Consider the following 12,635-nt stretch of genomic DNA (forward strand, 5'->3'; position numbering starts at 1 on the left):
GGGGCTGAACATCATCGAGCCGTACGACGATCCCGACACGTTCGACGCGTAGACCAGGTGCTTGCCGTTGTAGACCACGTCGGTGAAGTCCTTCAGCGAGACCCACCCGTTCGCCGGCTGCGCCAGCGCACCCGTCGACGACCACCGGTACGTCGACGGAAGGGAGCACGCGCTGGCGGCCGCCTGAGCCGGGTTGGCGACGAGCGTCGCCGCCAACGAGACCAGGGCCGCAACCGCGGCGGCGAGCACCACGGGCAGACGTTCGCGGCTGAAACTTCCTCTGCGCATGAGGACCTCTCGATTCTCGAGTGAGTGGTTCAAGTAAGCGGGCCTAATTGACGCGCGCATGACATACAGAAGGAAGCGGCACCCTCCTTACGGCTCGGCTGTTTCGGCGGGCGCGACCCGGAGGCGCCCGCCCGCGAGGGGAGCCCAGCACTCCGATACGTTCGCAGTGTCGAACGGAAGTCGAAGTGTCGAGCAATCTGGATGATAGGAGGCCGATGAGTGGCGTCAACCCCTCTCGCAAGATTCGCCACCGGCGCCGAAATATTCGCCGGGCTCGGACAACCGAAGCGAGTGGCGTGCGGGGGCGGTCCAGCGAGGTAGCGGGCGCCTCGGTGCCGTGTTGCACTGAGCAGAGTGGGCGTCACCGCTGCGCCGGTCGACGCCGCGGTACGACATCGCGCACATTCCGCTGTACAACGCAAAGCGTGACATCGAGGATGCGGAGGCGGCTCATGGCGGAGTCGCGGGACGACGAGCAGCTCGGTCTGCGCCTGGCGGCCGTGGCGGCGGTGGGGTTCGTGCTGATCGTTCCGCCGTTCCTGGCGCGGTTCGATCACATGGGCCAGGTCTTCGGCATCCCCGTTCTCGCGGCCTACCTGTTTCTCGTCTGGGCGATCGTGATCGGTCTGGTCGCCGTGATCGGCGGCAGATCGGGGTAGACCGTGCTCCAGACCTGGTTCATCGTCGCCGTGTCGGCCGGGTACCTCGGCCTGCTCTTCGCAGTGGCCTTCTACGGTGACCGACGGGCGGACTCCGGTCGGAGCGTCATCAACAACGCCACGATCTACGCGCTGTCCTTCGGCGTGTACGCCACCTCGTGGACGTACTACGGCAGCGTGGGCTGGGCCGCCAGGGCCGGAGTCGGCTTCCTGCCGATCTACCTCGGGCCGACGCTCATGCTCGCGCTGGGCTGGCTGGTGCTGCGCAGGATCATCCGGATCAGCCACCGGCACCGGGTCACCTCGCTGGCCGACTTCGTCTCCGCCCGCTACGGCAAGAGCACCGCGCTGGGCTGTCTGGTGACGATCATCGCCGTGGTGGGAGTCGTTCCCTACATCTCGCTGCAGCTCAAGGCGGTCTCCGTCACCTTCGCGGTCATCCGGCGGCACCCCCAGGTCACCTCCGCCCCGCAGGTGAGTCACATCCCGCTGCTTCAGGACACGGGGTTGTACGCGGCGCTGGTGCTCGCCGCGTTCACCATCGTCTTCGGCACCCGCCATCTGGACGCCACCGAACGCCACGAGGGCATGGTCGCCGCCATCGCGTTCGAGTCCGTGGTCAAGCTCGTGGCGTTCCTCTCGGCCGGGATCTTCGTGGTCTTCTGGATGTTCGGAGGGCTCGACGACCTGTTCTCCCGGGCCGCGGACGCCGGCTTCACCCAGCTGTTCACGCTGCGAGAGCACACCGGCTACGGCGCGTGGGTGTGGCTCACGGTGCTGTCCATGCTGGCGATCGTGCTGCTGCCCCGGCAGTGGCAGATCAGCGTGGTCGAGAACGTCGACGAGCGGCACCTCAAACGGGCGATGTGGCTGTTCCCGCTGTACCTGCTCGTGATCAGCCTCTTCGCGCTTCCGATCGCGGCCGGCGGGCTGCTGCGGTTCGGAAAGGCCGTCGACGCCGACACCTACGTACTGACCCTGCCGATGGCCGGCGGCCAGGACGCACTCGCGCTGGTTGTCTTCATCGGCGGCCTGAGCGCGGCCACCAGCATGGTCATCGTCGAGACGATCGCGCTCAGCACCATGGTGTCGAACTCCCTCGTGCTGCCGCTGCTGCTGCGCACCACGTCCAGGCTGGCGCACCGGGACAACCTCGCCGGGCTGGTGCTGGGCATTCGCCGGGCGAGCATCGTGCTGATCCTGCTGCTCGGGTACGCCTACCTGCGGCTGGCCGGCGAGGCGACAGCGCTGGTGTCGATCGGCCTGGTGTCGTTCGCGGCTGTGGCGCAGTTCGCGCCCGCCATCCTGGGCGGCCTGTTCTGGAAGCGCGGTACCCGCCGGGGCGTGCTGGTCGGCCTGGTGGCGGGGTTCGCCGTGTGGCTGTACACCCTGGTGCTGCCGACCTTCGCCGATGCCGGGCTGCTGTCCGATTCGTTCCTGCGGGAGGGCCCGCTCGGCATCGGGCTGCTCCGGCCGCAGCACCTCCTGGGCGTGGCGGGAATGGACCCGATCAGCCATGCGATGTTCTGGAGTGTGCTGCTGAACCTCGGCGGGTACGTCGCGGTCTCCCTCGCGGACCGGCCGGGGGCTGCCGAGCGGGCGCAGGCGGAGCAGTTCGTCGAAGTCCTCGAGGAGCCTGTGCGGCAGCGGCACTGGCAGGTCCGTGCCACGGTCGGCGAACTGCAGACCCTGCTGGAACGCTTCCTCGGACCGGAGGGCGCCCGGCGGGCGCTGTGCTCCTACCCCGGAAGGAGACCCGACTCGCCGGCGGCCGAAGCGCCGCCGCAGCTGGTCCATCACGCGGAGGCCCAGCTCGCCGGCTCGGTGGGCGCCGCGTCCGCGCGGCTCGCGGTCGCCACGGTGGCCGGGGAGGAGGAGGTCGGCACGGAGCAGGTGATGGCGATGATCGGCGAGGCGTCGCAGCGGGTCGAGCTGGTCCGGTGGCGGTTGAAGCTGCTCTACGACGCGACCGGCGGCATCGGCACCACCCTCGATGTGACCCGCACGGCCGAAGAACTGACGCAGGTCGCGGTTCCGCGTTTCGCCGACTACGTCACCGTCGACCTGGCCGAATCCGTGCTGAGCGAGGAGGAACCGGGGATGAACGGCATGGGCACCGGCAGCAAGCGGATGCGGCGCGCGGCCTTCAGCGGCATCCGCGACGACGCTCCCCTGTTCGCCGTCGGCGACCTGATGACGTTCGCGCCGTCCTCGCCACAGGCCCGCGCCGTCGAGAGCGGCCTGGCGATCCTGGTGCCTCATCTGCGTGATTCCACGGACTGGCACGAGGTGGAACTGGACCCCGCGCGGGGCTCCCGCGTCATCGACTACGGGATCCATTCGCTCATCACGGCGCCGCTGTCCGCCCGCGGCGTGCTGCTGGGCGTGGTCCACTTCTGGCGCTCCGAGAAGCCCGAGCCCTTCGACCAGGACGATCTCTCCCTCGCGGCGGAACTGGCCACCCGAGCCGCCGTGTCCCTCGACAACGCACGCCGTTACACCCGCGAGCACGGCCTGGCCGTGGCGCTGCAGCGGAGGCTGCTGCCCCGCGCCCTGCCCGCACAGAACGCCGTCGAGGTCGCTTCCCGTTACCTCCCCGCGCAGGCGGTCGGCGGCGACTGGTTCGACGTCATCCCGTTGCCGGGCGCCAGGGTGGCGCTGGTCATGGGCGACATCGTCGGGCACGGACTGCAGGCCGCGGCCAGCATGGGGCAGCTGCGCACCGCCGTGCACAACTTCTCCACCCCCTTGGACCTGTCGCCCGACGAACTCCTGAGCCACCTCGACGAGTTGGTCACCCTCATCGACCAGGACGCGATCGCGGCCGGCGACCGGACCGCCCTCACCGGCGCCACCTGCCTGTACGCGGTCTACGACTCCGTGACCGGTGACTGCGCCATCGCCGGCGCCGGCCACCCGGCGCCCGCGCTCGTCCGGCCCGACGGGACGGTGGAGTTCCTGGACGTGCCGCCCTGCCTTCCCCTCGGCATCGGCGGGCTGCCCTTCGAGTGCGCCGAGCTGCGTCTGACCGAGGGCAGCAGGCTCGTCCTGTTCACCGACGGCCTCGTCGCGCGCCGCGACCTGGACGTCGACGCCGGCCTGCGGCTGCTCCGCGAGACGCTGGAACGCGCGGACTTCTCGCCCGAGCAGACCTGCGACGCCGTGCTGGACGCCCTGCTCCCGGAGATCCAGAGGGACGACATCGCGCTGCTCGTCGCCCGTACGCGGGTGCTGGGCCCCGGACAGGTCGCCGAGTGGGACGTGGAGCGCGACCCCGCCGACGTCCGCCGCGTACGCACCGCCGTCTCCGCCCGGCTCACGGAGTGGGAACTGGGGGACCTCGTGGACACCACGGAGCTGATCTGCAGCGAACTGATCACCAACGCCATACGCCACGCCGCCGGGCCCATCAGGATGCGGTTGATCCGCGACCGTGCGCTCGTCTGCGAGGTCTCCGACCGGAGCAGCACCTCGCCGCATCTGCGCTACGCGGCCAGCACGGACGAGGGCGGACGGGGCCTGTTCCTCGTGGCCCAGTTCGCCGAGCGCTGGGGCACGCGCTACACCAAGGACGGCAAGGTCATCTGGGCCGAGCAGGCGATGCCGGGAACGCTCGGTGGCTGACCTGCGCCGCCTGCGGCCGCCCGTGGCCTCCCGCCGTCGACCGCCCGGTGCCGCGCGGTCGCGCCACCGCGCGGCTCGGTCCGGCTCGGCCGCTTCGTGGTCGGCCACCCAAAAAAGATAGAAAGGGAATATGAGCGGATTTCCGCACCATTCCGGGCATGACAGGCGGCGAGGAGACGTGAGGCGGTCGGGGTCACTCCTGAACGTGCACAGCCTCGCCGGCCAGGTCTTCCTGCTCCAGCTGGCGGTCGTGATGCTGCTCGTCGCCGCGGCCCTGGTGGCGCTCGTGGTGCAGGCTCGACGCGACGTCATGGCGGACGCCCGCCAGCGGACGCTCACCGTCGCGCAGACGTTCGCGAACTCCCCGGGAATCGCGACGGCGCTGAGCAGCGGGCACCCGACCGCGGAGCTCCAGCCGCACGCCGAGGCGACCCGGAAGGCCGCGGGCGTCGACGCCGTCATCGTGTACGGGCTGAACGGGATCACCCTCGCCCACAGCGACCCGCGCCAGATCGGGAAACGCGTCATCGGGCCCTACGCCGCGGCGGCCACCGGCAAGCCGTTCACCAGTACGTTCAAGGGCTCACTGGGACTCTCCGTGATCTCGGCGGTGCCCGTCCGGGGCCCCGACGGCTCCGTCATCGCCATCGTCTCCGTGCCGGTCACGGTCGACCGGGTGCAGCAAAGGGTGAACCGGCAGCTGCCGGTCATCCTCGGCGGCGCCGCCGCGGCCCTGTCCCTCGCCGCGGGCGGGTCGGGCCTGGTCAGCCGGAGACTGCGGCGGCAGACCCATGGCCTGGGCCCGACGGAGATGACCCGGATGTACGAGCACCACGACGCGGTGCTGCACTCGGTGCGGGAAGGAGTGCTGATCCTCGGCGGTGACGGCCGGCTGCTGCTGGCCAACGACGAGGCGCGACGGCTCCTGGACCTGCCGGCGGACGCGGAGGGGCGGCGCATCACCGGTCTGGGGCTGGAGGAGGACCTCGCCGGGCTGCTGGCCTCCGACCGCCCCGCGACCGACGAGGTGTACCTGGCGGCCGACCGGCTGCTCGCCGTCAGCAAGCGGCTCACCGCACCGCACGGACCGGCCGGCAGCGTGGTGACGCTCCGGGACACCACCGAGCTGCGGGCCCTCTCCGGCCGGGCGGAGGTGGCACGCGAGCGGCTGCAGTCGCTCTACGACGCCGGGCTGCGCATCGGCACCACGCTCGACGTGCGGCGCACGGCCGAGGAACTGGCCGAGGTGGCGGTGACCCGGTTCGCCGACATCGCCACCGTGGATCTCCTGGACCCGGTCCTGTGCGGCGAGGAGGCCTCCGTCACGACCGCCGGGATCACGGAGCTGCGCCGCACCGCCGTCTCCGGTCCCGACGCGGAACATCCCCTGTACCGCGTCCACGACCTGATCCGGTTCGTCCCGGCCCACCCCTTCTCCACGGCGATGACCGAGGGCCGCCCGGTCCTGATCAGAGACCTGAGCGCCGCCCACGGCTGGCAGGCCCAGCAACCCGAACGTGCCCGCCGGATCCTCGATCACGGCATCCACTCCCTGCTCGTGGTTCCCCTGCGAGCCCGCGGCGTGTTGCTGGGAGTGGTCGACTTCTGGCGCGCGAAGGGCTCCCCGCCGTTCGAGGACGAGGACGTGTCCTTCGCCGAGGAGCTGGCCGCGCGGGCAGCGGTGTGCGTCGACAACGCCCGCCGCTACACCCGCGAACACGCCATGGCCGTCACCCTGCAGCACAGCCTGCTGCCCCGCGCGCTGCCCGAGCTGTCCGCCCTCGACGTGGCCTACCGCTACCTGCCGGCCGAGGCCGGGGTGGGCGGGGACTGGTTCGACGTCATCCCGCTGTCCGGCACCCGGGTGGCACTGGTCGTCGGGGATGTCGTCGGCCACGGTCTGCACGCCGCCGCGACCATGGGCCGGCTGCGCACCGCCGTGCACAACTTCGCCGGCCTCGACATGCCCGTGGAGGAGTTGCTGGGCCGCATGGACGAACTGGTGGCGCAGATCGACGCCGAGGAGGCGGCCGCCGCGGACGGCCGGCAGGCGATGATCACCGGGGCGACCTGCCAGTACGCCGTCTACGATCCCGTCACCGGGCGGCTGGCCGTCGCGACCGCGGGCCATCCGGGACCGGCGGTGGTCCGGTCCGACGGGACCGTCGACTTCCCTCAGCTGCCCGTCTCCCCGCCCCTGGGACTCGGCGCCGGACTGCCCGTCGAGACCGCCGAGTTCACCGTGCCCGAGGGTTCCCGGCTGGTGCTCTACACCGACGGACTGATCGAGGACCGCACCCGGGACCTGGACGCCGGTCTGGAGGCCCTGCGCGATGCTCTGACCGGGCCCGACCGCACGCCGGAGGCCACCTGCGCGACGGTGGTGGAGTCCATGCTGTCCGACCATCCCAGGGACGACGTCGCGCTGCTGGTGGCTCGCACCCGCCGGCTCGGGCCGGAGGAGGTCGCCGAGTGGGACGTCCCCCGCGACCCGGCGGCGGTGGCCCCGGTACGCGCCGCCTGCGTCCGCCGGCTGACGGAGTGGGGGCTGGAGCAGGTCGTCTTCACCGCCGAACTCATCCTCAGCGAGCTGATCACCAACGCCATCCGCCACGCCACCGGGCGCATCACCGTACGGCTGCTCCGCAGGGTGCCGAAGGACGACTCCGCTGCGGGCACCCTGATCATCGAGGTCTCCGACGGCAGCAGCACCTCGCCGCGGCTGCGCCGGGCGAAGGTCACCGACGAAGGCGGCCGCGGGCTCTTCCTGGTCGCCCGTTTCGCCGAGCGCTGGGGGACCCGCTACACGCCCACCGGCAAGGTCATCTGGGCCGAACAGCCGCTGCACCACGCCGCCACGCCGGAGGCGGAGGACCTCGGCGAGTTCCTGCTGGGCGAATGGGACGAAACGGCCGGGTGAGAAGAGCGTGCACAGGCGTACGCAAGCCGCCTTCAGCCCGGGTAGGACCATGATCGCGGGCTTCCCGAGCGGCATTCCGCCGTCGAGGCGGCCGGGTACCCTGTCCTCGATGACCGTTTCGTCGGCACAACGGACCCCAGGGAGCCGGGTGGCGCGGGCGGAAGGTTCGCCGCTCCGGACCCGGGGGTGCGGCCCGCAGCCGGCCGAGGTGACCCCGTCCCCTCATGCCCGGGAGCCATCGTGACTACAGCTTGTGCCCGAGCGGCCGCGGTCTTCGGCTGCCTCGCTCTCGTGGCACTGGGCCTGAGTGCCTGCGAGAGTACGACGGCCGCCAGACCCGCGAAGCCGTCGGCGGCCACGTCCGCCGAGAACATGGGCGGCATGCCCGCGCTGATCTCCGCGGCGAAACGGGAGGGCACGCTCACCGCGATCGCGCTGCCGCGTGACTGGGCCAACTACGGCGCTCTGATCAGCGGCTTCGAGAAGAAGTACGGGATCAAGGTCACGGTCGTGAATCCGCTGAGCCACAGCGAGGACGAGATCGACGCCCTGAGGAAAAGGGGGAACCGGCCGACCGCACCCGACGTGGTCGACGTGGGCGACACGTTCGCGCGGAACGCCGCGGCGCAGCATCTGCTCGCGCCGTACAAGGTGGCCGCCTACGATTCGATCCCCCGCAACCAGAAGGATGCGAAGGCCCGCTGGTACAACAACTACGGGGGCTACATCTCCATCGGCTGCAACGCGGACCGGATCAAGCACTGCCCGGCGACCTTCGCCGATCCGCTGAAGCCGGGTTACCAGGGCAAGGTCGCACTCGCGGGCGACCCGACCCGGTCGGCCACCGCCTTCGCCGGCGTCTACGCGGCCGCGCTGGCGAACAACGGGTCGTTCGGGAACGTCCAGCCCGGTCTCGACTACTTCGCCGAACTCGCGAAGACCGGCCACTTCAACCCTGTCCACTCCAACTCGGCAACGGTCGAGAACGGCCGGACCCCCATCAGCGTCAACTGGGACTACATCAACCTCCACTACGCCGACCGGCTCCGGGGCAAGGGCGTGAACTGGCAGGTCGCGATCCCCTTCGACGGCACCTTCGCCCAGTACTTCGCGCAGGCGGTCAACAAGCACGCCCCGCACCCGGCGGCTGCCCGCCTGTGGGAGGAGTACCTGTTCAGCCCGGAGGGCCAGAACCTGCGGCTGCGTGACTACGCCCGCCCGGTGCTCATGGACGCCATGCGGCGAAACGGCACTCTCGACAAGGCCGCCGCCGCACGGCTGCCGACGGTCGAGGGAACGCCGCGGTTCCCGACGGACGCCCAGCTGGAGAAGGCCCGGGAGACGGTCGACCAGGGCTGGGCGGCGGCGGTCTCCGGACAGAACGGCTAGCCGGGACGCTCGCCGTCGCCTGCCGCAAGGTCTACATCGGGCACCCGTCCGTCAAACCCCGGGTCGCCCTGCTCGGCCCCGAGCTGACCGCGGGTCTGCCCGCGGGTCTGCCCGCGCCGGCCACCGGCATCGACGCCCTGGTCCACGGCATCGAGTCCCCGGCCTCGCGCGGCGCCGCCCCGGTCTCGTCGCCGTCGCCTGTGCCAGGCAGGCCGTGACGATGGTGAGCGCGGCGCTGCCGGCGGCGTACCGGGACGGTTCGGACCTCGGCGCCCGCGCCGCGCTGCTGATGGGCGCTCACCTCGGGGGACAGGCGCTCACCCGGTGCGGTCCCGGCCTGGTCCACGGCATCGGGCACGCGCTCACGGCACACACCGGCACCCGTGCGGGAGTCGGACGTGCTGGAGATCCTGCGCCGGACGCACTGACCGGCTCCGGCGAAGACCGTCGGACACGCGGCGGTGAGGCCCACCAGGCGGCCTCACCGCCGCTGCCGCGTCTCCGCCCGCTGTCACCTCTGTCGTATCCCTTTACCTGGCTGTCATGGACCTGTAGCTTCCGCTCATGCAAGAACTTGCAGCAAGTTGCTGACCGAAGTTGCAGCAGCTCCCCACCCGCTGCCCGGGAGACTCCATGAGATTCAGGTCGACAGCCCCTCCGAGCGCAGGACCACGACCCCACCGACTACGGCGCGCGCTCGCTGCGGCCGTCGCGGCCGCCGGGGTGACCGGACTGCTCACGGGACCGTCGCAGTCCCAGTCCGTCCCGATGCGGCCGACGGCCGCCACCGCCAGCACGACGACCGTCTTCTACTACACGAAGACGAAGAACTGGCCGTCCACCTACCTGCACTGGGCCCCCGACGGCGGATCCTGGACCACCGTCCCGGGCACGCAGATGGAGACCGCCTGCACGGACTGGGTGAAGAAGACCGTCGACCTCGGCTCGGCCACCGGGCTGCAGGCCACCTTCAACAACGGCAGCGGCACCTGGGACAACAACGGCGGCAGCAACTACGCCCTGGGCACCGGAACCGTCACCGTCAAGGACGGGGTGATCGCCCACAGCGACCCGTGCGCGGACACCGGCACGGGCTCCGGCAACCAGGCGACCGTCTACTACTCGACGGCCACCACCGGCTGGACCACCGCCAACATCCACTACGCCCCGGCCGGCGGCTCCTGGACCACCGTCCCCGGAGTCGGCATGGAGCCCGCCTGCACCGGCTGGTGGAAGAAGACCCTCGCCATCGGCACCGCCACCTCGCTCAAGGCGGCGTTCAACAACGGCAACGGCGTCTGGGACAACAACAACAGCGCCGACTACACCATCGCCACAGGCACCTCCACGGTGAAGGACCAGAAGGTCACCGCCGGCGCGAAGGACCCCTGCGCGGCGACGGACCCCGACACCCAGGCCCCGACCGCACCCGCCAAGGTCACCGCCACCGCCACCGACACCTCCGTCGTGGTGAGCTGGGACGCGGCCACCGACGACACGGGCGTGGTGAAGTACCAGGTCACGCGCACCGGCGGAACCAAGGGCACGACCGTCACCGACGTCACCTCGACGGTCCTGTCCGACACCGGGCTCGAGGAGAAGACGACCTACACCTACACCGTGAAGGCGATCGACGCGGCCGGCAACACCTCACCCGCGTCCGTGGCGGCCACCGCGACCACCGGGGCGAAGGCGCCGGAGCCGGCCACCGGCACCCCGCTGGGCACCGACCCGCGCAAGGATCCCATCTACTTCGTCCTCACCGCCCGCTTCTACGACGGCGACAGCTCCAACGACCGGGGCGGCAGCCAGCACGTGAAGTCCGGCAACGCGGCGAACAACGACCCCATGTTCCGCGGCGACTTCAAGGGACTGGTCGAGAAACTCGACTACATCAAGGCGCTCGGCTTCTCCGCGGTCTGGATCACCCCCGTGGTCCTCAACCGCTCGGACTACGACTACCACGGCTACCACGGCTACGACTTCTACAAGGTCGACCCGCGCCTGGAGTCGGCCGGCGCCTCCTACCAGGACCTGATCAACGCCGCCCACGCCAAGGGCATGAAGATCTACCAGGACGTGGTGTACAACCACAGCTCCCGCTGGGGCGCCAAGGGCCTGTTCACGCCGACCGTGTACGGCGTCCGCGACAGCCAGTGGAGCTGGTACTACGACGAGAAGAACGACGGCTTCGAGTACGACGGCCTGACCGTCGAGCCCAAGTCCGGCAAGTCGTACTACAACGGCGACCTGTGGTCCACCGCCGAGCCCTCCGGCAACACCTGCGTCAACTGGGGCAAGCCCACCGGCGGCAAGAGCGCCGAGGGCTACACGATCTACAACTGCCAGTGGCCCAGCCCCACTTCGGGCATGTTCCCGAAGCAGTACTACCACCAGTGCTGGATCGGCAACTGGGAGGGGGAGGACTCGCGTTCCTGCTGGCTGCACGAGGACCTCGCCGACTTCAACACCGAGTCGACCCCGGTGCAGAACTACCTCATCGGCGCCTACGACAAGTACATCGACATGGGTGTCGACGGCTTCCGCGTGGACACGGCCGTGCACATCCCCCGGGTCACCTGGAACCGCCGTTTCCTGCCCGCCATCCAGGAACGGGTCACCCAGAAGTTCGGGGCCGACAAGGCGGCGAACTTCTTCGTCTTCGGCGAGGTCGGGGCCTTCGTCAACGACAAGTGGAACCGCGGGTCGGTGAACCACTCCGCCCAGTTCTTCACCTGGAAGGAGCGCAAGGAGTACACCGCCGACGACACCCAGGCCGCCCTCGACCAGTACAACTACGAGGAACAGCTCGGCACCGGCAACCAGCCCACCTCCACCAACGCCTTCCTGAACGGCAACAGTTACCACACCCCGGACCACAGCCAGTTCTCCGGCATGAACATCATCGACATGCGCATGCACATGAACTTCGGTGACGCGCAGAACGCCTACAGCAACGGCAAGGACTCCGACGACAGCGTCAACGACGCGACCTACAACGTCGTCTACGTCGACAGCCACGACTACGGCCCGAACAAGTCGAGCACCCGCTACAGCGGCGGCACCGACGCCTGGGCCGAGAACATGTCCCTGATGTGGACCTTCCGCGGCATCCCGACGCTGTACTACGGCTCGGAGATCGAGTTCCAGAAGGGCAAGCAGATCGACTGCGGTCCCACCTGCCCGCTCGCCTCCACCGGACGCGCCTACTACGGCGACCACCTGGCCGGCACCGTCACCGCCTCGGACTTCGGCAAGGTCGGCTCCGCCACCGGCGAGGTCGCCACCACCCTGGCCCAGCCCCTGGTCAAGCACCTCCAGCGGCTCAACCAGATCCGCCGGGCCGTCCCCGCCCTGCAGATGGGCCAGTACTCCACCGACGGCATCTCCGGGGGCATGGCGTTCAAGCGCCGGTACACCAGCGGCAGTACGGACAGCTTCGCCCTCGTCACGGTCACCGGCGGCGCCACCTACACCGGCATCCCGAACGGCACCTACACCGATGCCGTCACCGGGGACGTGAAGACCGTCTCGAACGGCACCCTGTCCGTCGCGGCTCCGGGCAAGGGCAATCTCCGGGTGTACGTGCTGAACGGCCCCGGCAAGATCGGCAGCGACGGCCCGTACCTGAAGTGACCGCTCCTGCCTGAAGTGTGGTGCGGAGTGGGGCGGGGGGGGGGGGGGCCCACCCCCCACCCCCCCCAAACCCACGCCCCCCCCCACCACACCCCCCCCCACCAGAGCCACCACCACGC

The 12,635-nt window shown here is 70.3% G+C and carries 7 protein-coding genes and 1 pseudogene; 7 read left to right on the forward strand and 1 reads right to left on the reverse strand.

Translation table 11 applies throughout. The features are described from left to right. Positions 1-288, reverse strand: a 288-nt coding sequence (locus AB0G63_RS38345) for a non-reducing end alpha-L-arabinofuranosidase family hydrolase (RefSeq protein WP_360760304.1), incomplete at its 3' end; no start/stop codon positions are given. Positions 289-740: 452 nt separating this feature from the next. Between AB0G63_RS38345 and AB0G63_RS38350 the strand changes: the two genes are divergently transcribed. The 7 genes and pseudogenes from AB0G63_RS38350 (at position 741) to AB0G63_RS38380 (ending at position 12,516) form a co-directional block, all read left to right on the forward strand. Next, positions 741-947, forward strand: coding sequence for a hypothetical protein (locus AB0G63_RS38350; protein WP_360760307.1), 207 nt, complete (start codon positions 741-743; stop codon positions 945-947). Between the two features lie 1,923 nt (positions 948-2,870). Further along, a pseudogene (locus tag AB0G63_RS38355) lies at positions 2,871-4,571 on the forward strand (SpoIIE family protein phosphatase); the annotation flags it as partial. Between the two features lie 130 nt (positions 4,572-4,701). Continuing rightward, a complete protein-coding gene (locus AB0G63_RS38360; RefSeq protein ID WP_360760310.1) occupies positions 4,702-7,491 on the forward strand; it encodes a SpoIIE family protein phosphatase in 2,790 nt (929 codons plus the stop codon). A gap of 240 nt (positions 7,492-7,731) precedes the next feature. Beyond that, positions 7,732-8,880: an extracellular solute-binding protein gene (locus AB0G63_RS38365; RefSeq protein ID WP_360760313.1), complete on the forward strand. Its 1,149-nt coding sequence runs from the start codon at positions 7,732-7,734 to the stop codon at positions 8,878-8,880. Between the two features lie 68 nt (positions 8,881-8,948). Continuing rightward, the gene (locus AB0G63_RS38370; RefSeq protein WP_360760316.1) at positions 8,949-9,098 is read left to right on the forward strand and encodes a hypothetical protein; all 150 of its coding nucleotides are present in this window, start codon (positions 8,949-8,951) and stop codon (positions 9,096-9,098) included. 2 nt (positions 9,099-9,100) lie between these two features. Beyond that, positions 9,101-9,517 carry an iron-containing alcohol dehydrogenase gene (locus tag AB0G63_RS38375; protein ID WP_360760319.1) on the forward strand — a complete coding sequence of 139 codons (417 nt, stop codon included), beginning with the start codon at positions 9,101-9,103 and terminating at the stop codon, positions 9,515-9,517. A gap of 131 nt (positions 9,518-9,648) precedes the next feature. Continuing rightward, on the forward strand, positions 9,649-12,516 hold the full coding sequence (locus AB0G63_RS38380) for a carbohydrate binding domain-containing protein (RefSeq protein ID WP_360760321.1): 2,868 nt from the start codon (positions 9,649-9,651) through the stop codon (positions 12,514-12,516). The last annotated feature ends 119 nt before the right edge of the window (positions 12,517-12,635 follow it).

This window comes from Streptomyces sp. NPDC020996 (genome assembly GCF_040641355.1).
Classification (GTDB): domain Bacteria; phylum Actinomycetota; class Actinomycetes; order Streptomycetales; family Streptomycetaceae; genus Streptomyces.